Genomic DNA, 16,932 nt, shown 5'->3' with positions numbered 1-16,932 from the left:
ACCGCAGCACTGAATACACGCAGACCTCTAATACTTCCGTATGCCCCCCTCACACCCATGCATACCCCGACTGACCTTGTGTAGAAGTGTCATACACAGAGCCACGCCTTAACCTCTCCCCTAGCGAACCGAAGCTGAATGTGGCCGATGATTCTAACTATCAGGCCCCACACCTTCGGGTACCTCGCAACACGGTCACGCTGAAACCTCAAACAATTCAACGTATCGATTTTCGTCTTCGGGAGCTCATCATGAAACAGCACATCTTGATTGTCGGCGCCGGTTTCGGCGGCATATGGAGCGCACTCGGCGCCGCCCGCCTGCTCGACCAGCATGATCGCAACGACGTACAGATCAGCGTCCTGGCCCCCCAGGCGGAACTGCGTATCCGCCCGCGTTTCTACGAGCCGAACGTCCATACCATGATGGCGCCGTTGGGCGCGCTGTTCGATGCGGTCGGCGTGAACTTCGTCCAGGGCGTGGCCGAGAACATTGATGTCAGCCGCAAGCAAATCAGCTACCGCGGCGTGTCCGGCAGCCTCGCGACACTGGGCTACGACCGACTGGTACTGGCAGCGGGCAGCAAATTGGTTCGCCCCGACCTGCAAGGCATGCTTGAGCATGCGTTCGACGTCGATGAGATCGAGCAGGCAACGCGCCTCGAAGCCCATATCAGTTCGCTTGGGAACCTGCCGGACAGTCCCGCACGCAATACTGTCGTCGTCGCCGGCGGTGGCTTCACCGGCATCGAAACCGCCACCGAAATGCCCGCCCGCCTGCGCGCCGTCCTTGGCAGCGATGCCAATGTCCGCGTGATCGTGGTCGACCGCGGGCACAAAATCGGTGCGGCACTGGGTGAAGGAATCAGCCCTTCGATCATCGAAGCGTCCGAGCACCTGGGCATCGAGTGGGTTCTCAATGCCTCGGTCGAATCGGTGGATGCCGGCGGCGTCACCCTCTCGGATGGCCAGCGCATCGAGTCCAACACCGTCATCTGGACCGTAGGCTTTCGCGCGAGTCCCCTCACCGAGCAGGTGCCCGCAACCCGCGACCGCCAGGGCCGGCTGCATGTCGACGGGCATTTGAAGGTGCTCGGGCAGAACGATATCTACGCCAGCGGCGACGTGGCCTATGCCGCCACCGACGACTTGGGCAACTACGCGGTCATGTCCTGCCAGCATGCCATCGCCCTGGGTCGCTACGCCGGCAACAACGTTGCCGCCGACCTGCTCGGCGTCGCGCCGATGACCTACAGCCAGCCCAAGTACGTGACGTGCCTGGACTTGGGCGCCTGGGGCGCGGTGTACACCGAAGGCTGGGACCGCCAGCTCAAATTGGTCGGCGAGGAAGCCAAGGAGCTCAAGACCCAGATCAACTCAGTGTGGATCTACCCGCCCGCTGCCGATCGGGCCACCGCGTTGGCCGCGGCCGATCCGCTGATTCCGGTAGCCTGACTCACGCGCCCAACCCAGTCAGTCCTCCTTCTGTGCCGGTCTTTCCCAGACGTCCGCCAGGGTCCTTTTGGCGGGCGTTTTTTCTGCCCACGCGACAAACCAGCCTGGATATCGCCACTGCCCAGCAAAATCCGTTGCAACGTCCATCGCCCTGCATGAGCGACACACGGTAAGGTAGGCAAAAATCCGGATCGAGGTGTGTCGTGGCGTCCTACTCCCTGCGTCAGTTGAAGTACTTCGTGACCACCGTGGAATGCGGCAGCGTCGCCGAAGCCTCGCGCAAGCTGTACATCGCCCAGCCATCGATTGCCACGGCGGTAAAAGGCCTGGAGGACAGTTTCGGCGTGCAGTTGCTGATCCGCCATCACGCCCAGGGCGTCTCGTTGACGCCCGCCGGGGCACGTTTCTATCGCAAGGCCCAGGAACTGCTGCGCATGGCCCGGGAGTTCGAGCAGAACGCGCTGGCAGACAACGATGTGGTCAGCGGGCAGATCGACATTGGCTGCTTCGAGACTGTCGCCCCGCTCTATTTGCCACGGCTGATCGCCGGGTTCCGGGAGCGTTTTCCCGGGGTGGAAATCCGCGTGCAGGACGGCGAGCAACAGGAACTGGTCCAGGGCTTGACGGGGGGACGTTTCGACCTGGCGATTTTTTATGAGCACGATCTCGACAGCACCATCGAGACCGAAGCGCTCACCGCGCCGCAGCGGCCCTATGCGTTGCTGCCGGAGGGGCATCGCTTCGCCGATCAGGGTCAGGTGTCATTGCGGGATCTCGCGCTCGAGCCGATGATCCTGTTGGACGTGCAGCCCAGCCGGACCTATTTCGTCAGTATCTTCGAGGAATTGGGCCTGACGCCGAACATCGTTTTCAGTTCGCCCTCCATCGAGATGGTGCGCGGCATGGTCGGCCAGGGATTCGGCTTCGCCGTGCTGGTCACGCGGCCGCAATCGAGCTGCACCTACGACGGGCAGCGAGTGGTGTGCGTCGACATTGCCGAGGACGTGACGGGATCAGCGCTGGTGGCCGGCTGGCTCAAGCGCGCGCACTTGACCAAGCCGGCGCAGCTGTTCGTGGATTATTGCAAGGAGCAGTTCGGCGAATGGCTGGCGTAGGTCACCCTTGCGACCCAGCCACTCCCCCGTGGCGAGGGAGCTTGCTCCCGCTGGGCTGCGAAGCAGCCCCAAAAAAGCCTGACAGGGTCCACCTGTTACACCGCAGGCTCAAACAAAGGGGCTGCTGCGCACCCCAGCGGGAGCAAGCTCCCTCGCCACAAGAGCGATTCGCCAAGGGTTTCAGTGCCTAGCGAGCCGCCCAGGCATTGAAGCGCTGCTCCAGCTCTTCACCATGGTCCACCCAGAACTCGGCATCCACCGCTCGCGCTTGCGCCAGGTTGGCCTCGGCGGTGGGCAATTGCTCGCGTATTTCGGCGGGCAGCAAGGCCAGCGTCTGGCGATGCACCGGTCCATAGGGAATGTTTTCCGAGAAGACTTTCTGCGTCTGCGGTTGGCTGGCAAAGGCTATGAATTTCTCGGCCAGGGCCTTGTTCGGCGTACCTTTGACCACCGCCCAGTATTCTGGGTCATACAGGCTTTGCGGCCAGACGATGCTCAGTTTCATGCCTTCCTTCTGTGCCGAGGCGACGCGCCCGTTGTAGGCGGCGCTCATGGCAACGTCCCCGGCCACCAACCATTGCGCCGGCTGCGCACCGGCCTCCCACCACTGGATGTTCGGCTTGATCTGGTCGAGCTTGGCGAAAGCCCGAGTTACCCCTTCCGGCGTGTTCAACACCTTGTACAGGTCCTCGGTCTTGACGCCATCCGCCAGCAAGGCGATTTCCAGGGTGTACTTGGCGCCCTTGCGCAGTCCGCGTTTGCCCGGATATTCGCTCACGTTCCAGAAGTCCGCCCAGGATCGCGGCGCCTTGGCGAGCTTGCTCTGGTCATAGGCCAGGACCATCGACCAGACATACGTCGCCACGCCGCATTCGGTCAGCGCACCCGGAACAAAATCCGCAGCGTTTCCGGTCGCCGCCGGGTCGAGTTTTTCGAACAGACCTTCCTCACACCCGCGCAGCAGCTCGGGGCTTTCCACCTCGACCACATCCCAACTGGTGTGGCCGGCCGCGACCATGGCCTTGATCTTCGACAACTCGCCGTTGTATTCGCCGGCGACGATGTTTCCTGCACCGCTGGCGTTGAAAGGTTGGAAGTAGGCCTTGTCCTGGGCCAACTTGGTGGCGCCGCCGAATGAGATCACGGTCAGGCTTGTTGGCGCGGCCAGGACGCTGCTGCTCAGCAACGCCAGGGCACACGCAATGTTGCAACGCAAGGATATGGACATGAAGGGGTTCCTCGAAAATGCCGGCTCGCCCGCACGAGCCGGCGACGGGGCTCAGAGGTGACCGTAAGCGCGGGCGGTGCGGTCTACAGCGGTAGCAAAATCATTCATCCTGGACTCCTTTTCTCGGTCACAGGCCATCGGGTTCGCTCAAATGCTTCGCCAGGCGGTCCATCAATCGGTCGCAGGCAGCCATTTGCTCAACGCTCACGTATTCGTCGGGCTTGTGCCCCTGGTCCATGCTGCCGGGCCCGCAAACCACCGTCGGGATACCGGCCTGATCAAACAGCCCACCTTCGGTGCCGAACGCCACGGTGCCGAACGCGTCGCTGCCACACAGCCGGGCTATGAGACGCGCGGCTTCGCTGTCCGGCGCAGTCGCCAGGCCCGGGTAGGCGGACAGGTGTTCGAAACGAATCGCGGTGTCGGCGCTAACCGCGCTCATCCTCGGCAGCAGCGCCTGTTCGGCGTAATCCTGCAATTTCTCGACCACCCCCTGCGGGGCGAAATCCGGCAAGGCGCGCACCTCGAAATCGAAGCGGCAGTCGGCCGGAACGATGTTCAATGCGGTTCCGCCCTGGATCATGCCGACCTGCACGGTCGAGTACGCCGGATCAAAGCGCCCGTCGTGTCGCGACGGTTCGGCCAGCTCGGCACCGATCTCGCCCAGGCGACCGATCAGGCGCGCCGCCTGCTCGATGGCGTTGACTCCATAGGGCGCGTAGGCCGAGTGACACGGTGCGCCTCGGACGTGGCAACGCATCGCCAGTTTGCCTTTATGACCGAGCACCGGCTGCAGCTCGGTGGGCTCACCGATCAGGCACAAGGCCGGTTGCGGGATGCGTTGCGGCAGCACCTCCAGCAGACTGCGCACGCCCAGGCAACCGACTTCTTCGTCATAGGAAAACGCCAGGTGCAGCGGGCGCCTGAGCGGGCTGGCCAGGAATGTCGGCACCGCTGCCAGCACCGAGGCCAGGTAGCCTTTCATGTCCGCCGTACCACGCCCGAACAGCTTGCCGTCCATCTCGCTCAGGCAGAACGGATCAACCGTCCAGGCCTGGCCATCCACCGGCACCACGTCGGTATGCCCGGACAACACCACCCCGCCAGGCACCGACGGGCCGATGCTCGCCAACAGGTTGGCCTTGGTGCGCTCGGCGTTGTAGATCAACTCGCTGTTCACGCCCAAGCCTTGCAGGTAATCGCCCACGAACTCGATCAGCGCCAGGTTCGAATCACGACTGACCGTGGCAAAGCCCACCAGCTCGGCGAGCAGCGCGCGACTGCGCAACTCACTCATCGCCCGGCACCCCGTAGCTTGGTGCCAGGGTCGGGTTGAGTGCACGGGTCAGGTAGTCCTGCAGTTGCGGTTGATAGGCGAGCCAGAGTTTTTCCAGTTCGCCGATGGGATTTTCGTCGGCCCAGTCCACCCGCAGATCGACGATGGGCCAGGTCAGGTCGTCCACCACCGACAGCGCTGCCGAATGCACCGCACCGGCCTCTCCACCTGCGGCCTGCCCAGCCTGCAATGCCCCAAGCAGGCGTGACGCGAGACTGCCCTCGCCCTGCTCGAACGCCGCGACCATGGCCGCGATGACTCCGTCCCCTGCCAACAGGTTGCCGGCCGCCACACACTGTTCACCTGGCTGGGCGCCGTGGATGCCCAAGGCGTGGCGACCGCTGAAGACCGCCGTACGTCCCTGGGCATCCACCACCGCGACCTGGCGATATTCGCTATAGCCGTTACGCGCCAAGGCGTGATCCAGCGCCTCTTGCGCCGTCTGGCCGGCGGCCAGTTCATCAAGAATCAGCGGCCCCAGGGCCGGCAAGGTGATGTTCTGGCTCGACACGGCACCGGCACCCGCCCGCAGCCAGGGGCAACGGGCGCCGACGGCGATGCTCGATGAACTGATGGCGATGCCCAGCTGGCCGGTCTCGGCGCAGCGTCCGACGATGGAAAACGTCATGTCGTGCTCCTTATTCGGGAATGACCGCAATCACGTCGATTTCCATCAGCCACTGCGGCTGGCCGAGGGCGCTGACCACCAGCCCGGTGGAAATCGGGAACACGCCCTTGAGCCATTTGCCGACCTCCTGGTACACCGGCTCGCGGTAGCGTGGGTCGATCAGGTAGGTGGTGGTCTTGACGATATGGCTCAGGTCGCTGCCGGCTTCCTCCAGCAGTTGCTTGACGTTGCGCATGGCCTGTTCGGCCTGGGCCCGTGGATCGCCGAGGCCCACCAGTTGGCCGTTGAAGTCAGTGCCGACCTGACCGCGCACGTACACGGTATTGCCGGCGCGAACCGCCTGGCACAGGTCGTTGTCCAGCGTCTGGTTCGGATAGGTGTCTTTGGTGTTGAACATGCGGATGCGAGTATGAGTAGGCATCAACGGACTCCCATGAGGCTGGTTTTCGAAGGTTGCGACTGGCGCTGGGAGGCATCCCGGTAGTCGAGATACGTGCGCTGCTTGATGATGTGCTCGCTGATGTGCCGGGCGTCGTGCCACACGCCCCAGATGAACGCCGAGCCCCGCCGCGACAGCCACGGCAGGCCGACAAAATAGAGGCCCGGCTCGCTGCAGACCCCGCGCTGATGCCGTGGTTTGCCGTCGGCTTTGAACGCATCGACCTTCAGCCAGCTGTAATCCACCGAATACCCGGTGGCCCAGATGATGGTGCTGATGCCCGCCTCGAGCAGATCCAGTTCCAGGATCGGCTGGGTCATGCATTCGGGGTCGGGCAACAGCCTACGTGCCTCGGGCTCGGGCGGCAGGTCCAGGCCGTTGCGCTCGATGTAGGCATCGGCGGCGTCAAGCAACGCCAAGTAATTTTCATCGCCACGGGCAATGTTTTCATTCAGGTTGAGTTCAAAACTTACCGTGCTGCCGTTGAACGCCCGGGTCAGCCCCACCAGCGTGATGCCCTCATGGGCCAGCCGCCGGAAATCCACGGTGTGCCCGCCCCGCGCGCCACTGACGGCGATGGTCACGTGCTCCTTGCCCGGCTTGACCGCTTCGGCATCCCACTCGCCCAGCACCCCCAGCCACCAGCAGAAATCGCGGTTGCGATAGGCCCGCGGCGGGCGATCATGGGCGCCCACCGAGAGGTAGACCCGCTTGCCGGCGCGCTGCAATTCATCGGCGATCTGCACCCCCGACGACCCGGCGCCGACCACCAGCACGGCGCCTTCGGCCAACTGCGCGGGGTTGCGATATTGCGCCGAATGAATCTGCGTCACCGTAGCCATGTCAGGCGCGATGGGCGGGATGACCGGCCGCTGAAATGGCCCGGTGGCGACCACCACGTTGATAGCCTCGATTCGGCCGTCCGACGTTTTAATGGTGAAGCCCGGGCGACCGGCATTGCGCTCGACGCTGCGCACCTCCACCCCGGTGCGGATCGGTGCATCGAATTTGCGCGCGTAGGCTTCGAAGTACTCGGCCACCTGGTCCTTGGAAGCAAAGGCGTCCGGATCGAGCCCGTCGAATTCCAGCCCTGGAAAACGGTCATGCCAGGCCGGGCCATTGGCAACCAGCGAATCCCAGCGTGCCGTGCGCCAGGCTTCGGCAATGCGATTGCGCTCCACCACCAGATGCGGCACGCCTTGGCGGCTCAAATGTTCACTCATGGCGACACCGGCCTGGCCGGCGCCTATTACAAGCGTATCGATACGTAGGGTTTCAACGGGCATGTCTGGGCACTTCCGGCAGAGGGTCTGGTTCAGGTCGGCATGGCGCCGCCTCGGGTTCTGATTTCTTGTTGTTCGAAACGAGCTGTCGAGGCGATTGTGTTGGCAGGCGGGGATTTGCGAAACGAGGCTTTTTATTGCGGCTGGGAAGGAAAAAACTGGCAGGCCAAGGACTGCGCCAAGCAAGCGCGGCGCGGACAAAAACGGGCAGATAAACGCGCTTTAACGGTGCATTCAGACCGGTCGAGCCGGAAACGCCTTGAGCTCAAGATTTCGTGGGTTGGCGTTGAAATGGCCGGGTATCCAGCCACGCCTGATCTCAAATTGTACAAAAACGTAAAATACTTATACAAAACGCTTTAACTCGTACAACTCATGCAGTACGCTCCGAAAACTTGTACATAAAAAACATTATGTACAACTTTCGGAGCCTGACATGTCCGCCTTCCTCAAGGGTTTCGCCCACGTCTTCGCCGATCTGGACGCCAGCCGCCTGGACCAGCTCGACCGGCTCTACAGCGCCGGCGTCGTGTTCCAGGATCCGTTGCATCGGATCGAAGGCCTGCCCGCCCTGCGCGAGTATTTCGCACAGCTCTACGCCAATGCCAGCGAGCTGCACTACGACTTCCACGGTTACGATGAAACCGCTCCCGGCGCTGGTTATCTGCGCTGGACGCTGCGTTTTCGTCATCCACGTTTGAACGGCGGAGCGCCAGTCGAATTGCCCGGCTGCAGCTACCTGCGCTGGAACGACCGGGTCTATCTGCACCGGGACTTCTTTGACGCCGGCGCCCTGCTCTACGAGCACTTGCCGGTGTTCGGGCCACTCATTCGCTGGCTGAAGCGGAGGCTGGCATGAGCCGCATCTGGCTGACCGGCGCAAGCAGCGGCATCGGCGCCGAACTGGCGAAGGTGTTGCTTGAACAAGGTCACCGGCTGGCGTTGAGCGCGCGGCAAGCCGGCCCGCTGCAAGCATTGGCCGAGCGTTATCAGGATCAGGTCCTGGTGCTTCCGGGTGACTTGACCGACCGGGATCAGGTAGTCGCGATCATCCAGCACATCAACCGCGAATGGGGCTCCCTCGATCAGGTGATTCTCAACGCCGGCACGTGCGAATACCTGGAGCCGGGGCACTTCGACGCACGCCTGGTGGAACGGGTACTCAATACCAATCTGCTGGGCATCTGCCACTGCCTGGAAGCCGCCCTGCCTTTGTTGCGTCGAGGCCAGAACCCGCATCTGGTCGCGGTGTGCAGCGCGGTGACCTGGCTGGCCCTGCCGCGCGCCGGTGCCTACGGCGCGTCCAAGGCCGCCCTGCGTTACTTGTTCGAATCGTTACGGATCGACCTGGCCGCCGAAGGCATCGACGTCACGCTGGTGAGCCCCGGATTCGTCGATACGCCACTGACCCGGCGCAATGACTTTCCGATGCCCATGTGCTGGCCGGCCGAACGCGCGGCCCGGCACATCGCACGGCGACTGCCTGCCCGCCCTCTGGAAATCGCGTTTCCGGGGCTGTTCATTGTGGTCATGCGTCTGCTCGGGCACCTGCCCGCACGCTGGCGGCTGGCGCTCGGCCGGCGCCTGGCGCGCAAATCCGGGGAGGCTTGAAGCATGCGCATCGCAATCATCGGCAGCGGTATTTCGGGTCTCACCTGCGCCTATCTGTTGTCTCGCCAGCATCAGGTCAGCCTGTTCGAAGCCGACAACCGGATCGGCGGGCACACCCATACGGTGGATGTCGAATGGGCGGGACAGCGCTACGGCGTCGACACCGGTTTTATCGTGTACAACGACTGGACTTACCCCAATTTCATTCGCCTGATGGACCAGTTGGGCGTGGCTTCACGCCCGACGGAAATGAGCTTTTCGGTGCATCACCCGGCGAGCGGCCAGGAATACAAGGGCCATACCCTGAGCAGCCTGTTCGCCAGGCGACGCAACCTGCTGTCGCCGGGGTTCTGGGGCATGCTCCTGGACATTCTCCGGTTCAACCGCCAGGCGACCGCAGACCTGCTGGCGCAGCGCATCGATGCCTCGACGCGGCTGGGAGATTACCTGCACGCACAAGGTTATGGCCGACGTTTCATCGAGCAATACATCGTGCCCATGGGATCGGCGATCTGGTCGATGTCACCGGCTGGAATGATGGAGTTCCCACTGCAGTTTTTCCTGCGCTTCTGTCACAACCACGGCCTGCTGTCGGTTAATCAGCGTCCGCAATGGCGGGTGATCGAAGGCGGCTCGCGCGGCTATATCGAGCCGTTGTGCGCGGGTTTTCGCGAGCACATTCACCTCAATTGCGCGGTGCGCCGGGTAAGCCGCGACGCCGATGGCGTCACCGTGCACAGTCATCGTGGTAGCGAGCGGTTCGACAAGGTGGTATTTGCCTGCCACAGCGACCAGGCGCTGGCTTTGCTGGAAACGCCCAGCGTCGCTGAAGCCGAGGTGCTCGGTGCGCTGGCCTACGCCCGCAACGAGGTGCTGCTGCATACCGATACCCGCCTGTTGCCGCAGCGCCAAAAGGCCTGGGCGAGCTGGAACTACCGGCTTGGCGGCCCGCCCGAGGCGCCGGCCGCACTGACCTACAACATGAACATTCTCCAGGGCCTGGATGCCCCCGTGACGTTTTGCGTGAGCCTCAACCAAAGCGAGTCGGTGGACCCGGCCCAGGTACTCGCGCGCTTCGACTACGCCCATCCCCAATACAGCCTTGCCGGCGTAGGCGCACAGGCACGCCAGGGCGATCTGCAAGGACGCCAGCACAGCTATTTCTGCGGGGCCTACTGGGGCAACGGTTTTCATGAGGATGGCGTGGTCAGCGCGCTTGCCGTGGCGCGGCATTTCGGAGAAACGCTTTGAATAGCAGCCTGTGTCACGGCTGGATCGGCCACCGGCGCCAGACGCCACGGGTGCACGCGTTTCGCTACCCGATCGGCATGCTTTACCTGGACCTCGCCGAGCAGGAACAGGTGCTCGGCCTGTCGCGTTTGCTGCGCCAGTGGCGCATGGCCCCGTTGTGCTGGCGAGAACGTGATTACCTGCCGGCCCTGACCGGTGAAGGTATTCCGCTGATCCAAGCGGTGCGGACGATCGTCGAGCAGGCTCTGGGATCAGCTCCCCAAGGCGCAATCCACCTGCTGACCCAACCGCGCAGCTGGGGCCTGTCGTTCAACCCGGTGAGCTTCTATTTCTGCCACGAAGCCGACGGACGCCTGGCGGCGATTCTCTGCGAAGTGCGCAACACCCCCTGGCGCGAGCGCCACCATTATGTGTTGCCGGCAAGCCCCGGCGAGCCCCATGCGTTCCAGGTCGCCAAGGCATTCCACGTCTCGCCGTTCCTGCCACGGGACATGGATTACCGCATGCGCTTCTTGATCCAGGACACCCGCATCCGCGTACGCATGGAGAACTGGCGTGCTGGTCAGAAGGTGTTCGAGGCCGACTTGGCGCTGCACCGTGCGCCCCTGGACGCACCGGCATTGCGTCGTTATTTCCTGGCCTTCCCATGGATGAGCCTGCGCACCGTAAGCGCCATTTACTGGCAGGCGCTGCGCCTGCTTTTCAAACGCACGCCCGTGCACGACCACCAGGCCAGCCACGGCGACCTGAGTGTCGGCGAACCTGTCCATGAGGATCCTGACGATGTCCGAACCCACCCTGAGCGTCACTAAGGCCAGCGGTATCTGCCCATTGAGCGGCGGTCTGTTCAAACAGGCCGTACTCGCGCAACTGCGCCGTTTGCGTCATGGCCACCTGCGCCTGATGCTGGAGGGCGAGCCGCTGAGCTTCGGCGACGCGACCAGCCCATTGGTGGCCGACATCGAGATACTCGACAATGCCGTTTGGGGCATGGTCGCTGGCAACGGTTCGATCGGTGCCGGCGAGGCTTACATTCAGGGTTACTGGCGCAGCAATGACTTGACTTCCGTCACCCGCCTGTTCGTCGCCAATCTCAGCGTGCTCGACGCGCTGGACAGCGGCCTCGCTCGCCTGGGGCGGCCGTTGCTGCGCGGGTTGCACTGGCTCAACCGCAACAGCCGCAAAGGCTCGCGGCGCAACATCATGGCCCACTACGACCTGGGCAACAGCCTGTTCGAACGCTTGCTGGACCCGACCATGATGTATTCGGCGGCCATGTTCGAAAACCCCGAACAGAGCCTCGAACAGGCGCAGATCAATAAACTCCAGCGCATCTGCCGCAAGCTCGACCTGCGCCCGGGCGACCATTTGCTGGAGATCGGCACCGGTTGGGGCAGCCTGGCCATCCATGCCGCCACCCACTACGGCTGCCGGGTCACCACCACCACGCTTTCCGAGGAGCAATACGCGCACACATGCCAGCGTGTCGAGGCGCTCGGCCTGCAACAGCGCATCGAAGTGCTACGCAAGGACTACCGCGACCTGGAGGGACGCTTCGACAAACTGGTGTCGATCGAAATGATCGAAGCGGTCGGCCATCGCTACCTGCCCGAATACTTCCGCTGCTGCGCCGCGCTGCTCAAGGACGACGGGTTGATGCTGTTGCAAGCCATCACCATCCGCGACCAGCGTTACGAGCAGGCCCGCCGCTCGGTGGATTTCATCCAGCGCCACATCTTCCCAGGCGGCGCGTTGCCCTCGCTGTCGATCCTGCTGCAGACCGCGAGCACCCAGACGCCGCTCAACCTGTTGCATCTGGAGGACTTCGGCGAGCACTACGCGCGCACGCTCCGTCACTGGCACGATAACTTCCGGCAATCGCGCCAGGCCTTGCTGGAGCTGGGTTATGACGAGACGTTCCAGCGCCTGTGGGAGTTCTACCTGTGCTACTGCGAAGGCGGATTCCAGGAGCGTGCGATCGGTGTCGCGCAACTGCTGTTCGCTGCGCCAGCGGCGCGCCCGGTGCCCTTGCAGGAACACCTCCAAGGATGAAGATCCGCAGCTGGCTGATAGGCAATGCGCTCTGGCTGCAATTGGGCTGGTGGGGCTGTGTATTGGGTGCGCAACAGCCCGCATGGCTGCTGGCGGTGCTGGCCGGGTTAGGCGTCCACCTGGGGTTGTGTCCCGACCCGAAAAGCGAGTGCCAGGCGCTGTTGCGTGTCGGGGCGAGCGGGATGCTGCTGGACTGGAGCCTCGGCGCCCTGGGCCTGTTCGGATTCAGCGAGAATCCCTTGCCCTTGTGGCTGGCCCTGCTCTGGCTGGTCTTCGCCACGGGTTTACGCCATAGCCTGGCCTGGGCAGGCAGTCCCGTATGGCGTGGCGCCCTGGCGGGCATGTTCGGTGGCCCTCTCGCCTATTGCGCCGGCGCTCCGCTGGCTGGCGTGACGCTGCCGCTGGGCGTAACCGGCACCGCGTTGATCCTGGCACCGTTATGGGCGCTGTGGCTGCCATTGGCCGTGCGTCTGGCCGACCCGCGCTGATCCGGTGCGGCGGTTTCTACCAAGGCTCATCGAGGAAAATCGGCAAGCGTAACGGCGCGATCGGCTCTTCACGCTGGCCGCACATTTCATCGTGGACGACCTGCTGCACCAGCATGCAAGGCAAGCGCGGAACGTCACGCAGCAGCTCGCGCAAATGGGTGGTGGAGCGCACACGCAACGTACGCCCTGACTCATCGAGCAATGTGCGTGTATCTCGATCCAGCCGCGCTCGCAGCAGATAGATCCCGCCCTCCAGGGACAACAGTTCCAGCCCGGCGACCCGTCCCTCAACAGCCAGCGCGACCAACTCCTTGAGAGTCATGGGGTACTGCTCTTGTTGCGGGTTGGATCAAGCCGGAGCAAACGCTGGCGCAGTTCGGGTTGACGGGTACGATCAAGCCAAAACAACGCGAGGACGAGACTGACGATAGCGAGCAGGCCTCTGTCGGCTGCGAAAAAGCGGTGCATCGACGAATTTCCGGATTCTTAGAGGTCTCCGATAATTGTACAAAATGCACATCTTGTACAGATTCTGTATAAAAATTGTAGGACGCTTCGCTAAACGCTTTCTTGCACATCAACTTGAAGCGGAACCACTCTTCTGGTCACCGGCCCTGTCGGCGCTGTCGCTGCGGCCTCGGCCAAGGCATCGACAGCCTGTTCGGCCAGCATCACCACCGGGTGGGACAACACTGCCTGGACCAAGCCGGTTTTCAACGCTTCGCGCATGAGCGGCGTGAGGTCATGACACACCACGACGGGCAGGCGCTGTTGTTGTGCCTGGAAGCTGCGCAAAGCCCGCAGCACTCCGGCAATGCCGCCGCCCGCCACATAAAGCCCCGCCAGATCGGGCTCGGCCGTGAGCAAATCGAGGGTGTTGCCATAGGCGAATTCATCGTCTTCCAGGGTCAGGCGCGAGGCCAGCAGCTCCCAGTCGCTGGAATGTTCCGCCAGATAGCTGCGAAAGCTCAGTTCGCAGAGTTCCTGGCATTGAAAGCGCTGGCTGCTGAGCATGACCACCGCCGGCCCGGGCTGCCCGGCGAGGCGGCTGATGAACCAGCCCGCCGTACGGCCCGTGAGGCGGTTGTCGAGACCGGCATAACCGGTGCCGGCGGTACTCGACAGTTCCGACAGCAGCGCAACCACCGCAATGCCCGTCTCGCGCAGCAGGCCAACGGCCTTGCGCACCCGTGGATGATCGACTGCCACCACGCCCAGGCCGTCCACCTGATCGCGCAGCGCCAGGATGCGTTGCGCCACGTTGACCGGGTCGAGATCGTCGAGATAACCGATGACCACGCGAATCCGCGCGCGGGAGCAAGTCGCGGCGGCGTTTGACAGCGCATGAGCCAGCCCCTGGTAAAAGGGCACGCCGCTTTTTTGCAATAAGAACCCCAGACGCAACGTGGGACGGTCGTTGAGCACACGCTGCTCGATCACGCCCTTTGCGTGGAAGCCCAGTCGTGCGGCGGCGGTGGCGATGCGTTGGGCGGTATCGGCCCGCACATCGGCACGCAAGTTCAGCACCCGGTCGACGGTAGACAGGCTGACCCCGGCTTCGCGCGCGACATCGGCCATGGTGGGACGCAATTTACGCCGTGAATTTTCTGACATGTCTTGACACCTCTACCCGGCATCATGAGGGGTTTTGACAGATTAGGCCACGCTCCCATGGCCGCCTTTCCGGCAACCCAATAGCATCAGGACAAGCCTATAAAAACAATATCGCCGGAGTGCTCCATGACGATCCACATCTGCACCGCGCCTTGCTGCTGGGGCGTCGACGACATCCACAACCCGTTCCTGCCGCCCTGGCAGCGCGTGCTCGACGAGGCCGCCGAGGCCGGTTATCGGGGAATCGAGCTTGGGCCGTATGGGTTTCTGCCGCTGGACGCCGGCACTCTCGAACCGGCCCTGTCCAGGAATCGCCTGCAAGTGGTCGCGGGCACAATTTTCGATGACTTGGTGAACCCGGCCAACCTGTCCGAACTGCTGCGCCAGACCCACGACACCTGCGCGCTACTCCAACAGCTGCCGCGCATGAAGCAGCAAGCAGGCCAGCGCTTTGCCGGTCCCTACCTGGTGATCATCGATTGGGGCCACGACGCGCGCGACTACGCCGCCGGCCACTCGGACCGCGCGCCCCGCCTGGACGATGCGCGCTGGAGCGCAATGATGACGCACATTCGCGCCATCGCCGAGATCGCCTGGCACAGCTACGGCATCCGTGCCGTCATCCATCCTCACGCTGGCGGCCATATCGAATTTGCCGACGAACTGGCGCGGCTGGTGGACGACATTCCCCACGAAACCGCCGGGCTGTGCCTGGACACCGGTCATCTCTATTACGCCGGGATGGACCCAGTCGCATCGCTGCGCACCTACGCCCAGCGCCTGGACTACCTGCACTTCAAGGATATCGACCCGACGGTTTTCGATCAGGTGCTGAACGAACACATCCGCTTCTTCGACGCCTGCGCCCGAGGCGTGATGTGCCCCATCGGGCGTGGCGTCATCGATTACCCGGCGTTGCACAGCCTGGTGCAAGAGCTGGGTTACCACGGCTGCATCACCGTCGAACAGGAACGCGACCCGCGCAACGCCGCGGCCAGCCTTGACGACGTGGCAGCCAGCCGCGCCTACCTCGCCAACATCGGTTTCTGATCCGCACAAGGACTTCTCTTATGATCAACGGCAGCAATACCCTTGCCCGACCTATCCGCTGGGCCATGGTCGGCGGCGGCGAACACAGCCAGATCGGCTACATCCACCGCTCGGCCGCCCTGCGCGACCGCCACTTCGAGCTGGTTGCCGCCGCGCTGGACATCGACCCCGACCGTGGCCGGGCGTTTGGCGAACAGTTGGGCATCGATTCAGCGCGCTGCTACGCCGATTACTTGAGCCTGTTCGAACTGGAGGCGCAACGGCCCGATGGCATCCAGGCGGTATCGATCGCCACACCCAACGGCACGCATTACGCCATCACCCGCGCCGCGCTTGAAGCCGGTTTGCATGTGGTCTGCGAGAAACCGCTGTGCTTTACCCTGGAAGAGGCCGAAGCGTTGCGAACCCTGGCGCGATCCAAAGGACGCATCGTCGGCCTCACCTATGGCTACGCCGGGCACCAGCTGATCGAACAGGCCCGGGCGCTGATCGCCGCACGGGAGCTGGGTGAGATTCGCCTGGTGCACATGCAGTTCGCCCACGGTTTTCACAGCGCACCGGTGGAGGCGCAGAACCCGGCGACCCAGTGGCGCGTCGACCCGCGCCAGGCCGGCCCCAGCTATGTGCTGGGGGACGTCGGCACTCATCCTCTATACCTGGCGAAAGTGCTGCTGCCCGAGCTCAGGATCAAGCGTCTGATGTGCAGCCGGCAAAGCTTCGTCGCCAGCCGCGCGCCGCTGGAAGACTACGCCTACACCTTGATGGAATACGAAGGCGGCGCCATGGGCATGGTCTGGTCGAGCGCGGTCAATGCCGGTTCCATGCACGGCCAGAAGATTCGCGTGATCGGTTCGCGGGCGAGCCTGGAATGGTGGGACGAGCGCCCCAACCAGCTCAGCTTCGAGGTCCAGGGCCAACCCGTGCAAACCCTGGAGCGCGGCATGGGCTACCTGCACCCCGACGCCCTGCTGGATGACCGTATCGGCGGCGGCCATCCCGAAGGGTTGTTCGAGGCCTGGTCCAACCTTTATCGACGTTTCGCCCTGGCCATGGACGCCGCCGACCGTGCCGATGCCGAGGGGCTGGCCGCCCTGCGCTACCCCGACATCAACGCCGGCGTGGACGGCGTGCGCTGGGTCGAACGTTGCGTGGAATCAGCCAACCAGGATTCAGCCTGGGTTGCCTATTGATTCCCTCACCACAGCAGAATCAGTGTCGCCTAACGGAGAACAACAATGAAAATCGCCCTTGATCCCTACATGCATCGTCACCTGAGCCTGCCGGAGCTGTGTCGCAAGACCGCCGAGCTCGGCTTCGAGTACCTTGAGCTGTCGCCACGGGAGGACTTCCTGCCATGGTGGGTCCGCCCACGCGCTCACAAGG

Annotated in this window: 17 protein-coding genes and 1 pseudogene; 11 read left to right on the top strand and 7 right to left on the bottom strand. The window is 63.5% G+C overall.

Going from position 1 to position 16,932, the window contains the following annotated elements:
- Positions 1-251 precede the first annotated feature (251 nt).
- Positions 252-1,454: an NAD(P)/FAD-dependent oxidoreductase gene (locus tag ACE04F_RS04390; protein WP_486105134.1), complete on the top strand. Its 1,203-nt coding sequence runs from the start codon at positions 252-254 to the stop codon at positions 1,452-1,454.
- A 203-nt stretch (positions 1,455-1,657) separates the two neighbouring features.
- Positions 1,658-2,569 (top strand): LysR family transcriptional regulator, encoded by a 912-nt coding sequence (locus tag ACE04F_RS04385; RefSeq protein ID WP_486105132.1) that lies wholly within the window; start codon positions 1,658-1,660, stop codon positions 2,567-2,569.
- A gap of 187 nt (positions 2,570-2,756) precedes the next feature.
- Here ACE04F_RS04385 and ACE04F_RS04380 read toward each other — a convergent pair whose 3' ends face one another.
- The 5 genes from ACE04F_RS04380 to ACE04F_RS04360 form a co-directional block, all read right to left on the bottom strand.
- The gene (locus ACE04F_RS04380) at positions 2,757-3,797 is read right to left on the bottom strand and encodes an ABC transporter substrate-binding protein (RefSeq protein ID WP_486105130.1); all 1,041 of its coding nucleotides are present in this window, start codon (positions 3,795-3,797) and stop codon (positions 2,757-2,759) included.
- 127 nt (positions 3,798-3,924) lie between these two features.
- Complete coding sequence (argE, locus tag ACE04F_RS04375) at positions 3,925-5,094, bottom strand: acetylornithine deacetylase (RefSeq protein WP_486105128.1); 1,170 nt, start codon at positions 5,092-5,094, stop codon at positions 3,925-3,927.
- The gene (locus tag ACE04F_RS04370) at positions 5,087-5,761 is read right to left on the bottom strand and encodes a DUF1028 domain-containing protein (RefSeq protein ID WP_486105126.1); all 675 of its coding nucleotides are present in this window, start codon (positions 5,759-5,761) and stop codon (positions 5,087-5,089) included. Before ACE04F_RS04370 ends, argE begins: the two co-directional genes overlap by 8 nt.
- A gap of 10 nt (positions 5,762-5,771) precedes the next feature.
- Positions 5,772-6,182: a RidA family protein gene (locus ACE04F_RS04365; protein ID WP_003201555.1), complete on the bottom strand. Its 411-nt coding sequence runs from the start codon at positions 6,180-6,182 to the stop codon at positions 5,772-5,774.
- Complete coding sequence (locus ACE04F_RS04360) at positions 6,182-7,486, bottom strand: flavin-containing monooxygenase (protein WP_486105123.1); 1,305 nt, start codon at positions 7,484-7,486, stop codon at positions 6,182-6,184. The genes ACE04F_RS04365 and ACE04F_RS04360 overlap by 1 nt, the downstream gene beginning before the upstream one ends.
- Before the next feature lie 433 nt (positions 7,487-7,919).
- Here ACE04F_RS04360 and ACE04F_RS04355 point away from each other — a divergent pair, with 433 nt between their 5' ends.
- Genes ACE04F_RS04355 through ACE04F_RS04330 form a run of 6 tightly spaced genes read left to right on the top strand, consistent with a single transcriptional unit; the run spans position 7,920 to position 12,885 of the window.
- Complete coding sequence (locus ACE04F_RS04355; RefSeq protein WP_486105121.1) at positions 7,920-8,342, top strand: nuclear transport factor 2 family protein; 423 nt, start codon at positions 7,920-7,922, stop codon at positions 8,340-8,342.
- Positions 8,339-9,094 (top strand): SDR family NAD(P)-dependent oxidoreductase, encoded by a 756-nt coding sequence (locus tag ACE04F_RS04350; RefSeq protein WP_486105119.1) that lies wholly within the window; start codon positions 8,339-8,341, stop codon positions 9,092-9,094. The genes ACE04F_RS04355 and ACE04F_RS04350 overlap by 4 nt, the downstream gene beginning before the upstream one ends.
- 3 nt (positions 9,095-9,097) lie before the next feature.
- A complete protein-coding gene (locus tag ACE04F_RS04345; protein ID WP_486105117.1) occupies positions 9,098-10,345 on the top strand; it encodes an NAD(P)/FAD-dependent oxidoreductase in 1,248 nt (415 codons plus the stop codon).
- The gene (locus tag ACE04F_RS04340; RefSeq protein WP_486105115.1) at positions 10,342-11,157 is read left to right on the top strand and encodes a DUF1365 domain-containing protein; all 816 of its coding nucleotides are present in this window, start codon (positions 10,342-10,344) and stop codon (positions 11,155-11,157) included. Before ACE04F_RS04345 ends, ACE04F_RS04340 begins: the two co-directional genes overlap by 4 nt.
- A complete protein-coding gene (locus tag ACE04F_RS04335; RefSeq protein ID WP_486105113.1) occupies positions 11,129-12,397 on the top strand; it encodes a class I SAM-dependent methyltransferase in 1,269 nt (422 codons plus the stop codon). Before ACE04F_RS04340 ends, ACE04F_RS04335 begins: the two co-directional genes overlap by 29 nt.
- A complete protein-coding gene (locus ACE04F_RS04330) occupies positions 12,394-12,885 on the top strand; it encodes a DUF2878 domain-containing protein (RefSeq protein ID WP_486105111.1) in 492 nt (163 codons plus the stop codon). Before ACE04F_RS04335 ends, ACE04F_RS04330 begins: the two co-directional genes overlap by 4 nt.
- 16 nt (positions 12,886-12,901) lie before the next feature.
- Here the strand turns inward: ACE04F_RS04330 and ACE04F_RS04325 are convergent, their stop codons facing one another.
- Together ACE04F_RS04325 and ACE04F_RS04320 are read right to left on the bottom strand one after the other, a co-directional pair.
- Positions 12,902-13,207, bottom strand: a complete 306-nt coding sequence (locus ACE04F_RS04325; RefSeq protein ID WP_486105109.1) for a DUF6482 family protein — start codon at positions 13,205-13,207, stop codon at positions 12,902-12,904.
- A 236-nt stretch (positions 13,208-13,443) separates the two neighbouring features.
- Positions 13,444-14,499: a LacI family DNA-binding transcriptional regulator gene (locus tag ACE04F_RS04320; RefSeq protein ID WP_486105107.1), complete on the bottom strand. Its 1,056-nt coding sequence runs from the start codon at positions 14,497-14,499 to the stop codon at positions 13,444-13,446.
- Between the two features lie 126 nt (positions 14,500-14,625).
- On the opposite strand from ACE04F_RS04320, the gene ACE04F_RS04315 reads away from it, so the two are divergent.
- From ACE04F_RS04315 to ACE04F_RS04305, 3 genes and pseudogenes are all read left to right on the top strand, one after another.
- Positions 14,626-15,549, top strand: coding sequence for a TIM barrel protein (locus tag ACE04F_RS04315; RefSeq protein WP_486105105.1), 924 nt, complete (start codon positions 14,626-14,628; stop codon positions 15,547-15,549).
- 20 nt (positions 15,550-15,569) lie between these two features.
- Positions 15,570-16,739 carry a Gfo/Idh/MocA family protein gene (locus ACE04F_RS04310; protein WP_486105103.1) on the top strand — a complete coding sequence of 390 codons (1,170 nt, stop codon included), beginning with the start codon at positions 15,570-15,572 and terminating at the stop codon, positions 16,737-16,739.
- 45 nt (positions 16,740-16,784) lie between these two features.
- Positions 16,785-16,932 (top strand): annotated as a pseudogene (locus ACE04F_RS04305) (sugar phosphate isomerase/epimerase); the annotation flags it as partial.

This window comes from Pseudomonas sp. AGC41 (genome assembly GCF_057334555.1).
Note: the sequence above shows the minus strand (reverse complement) of the source record. Positions and strands in the feature narration are given on the sequence as shown.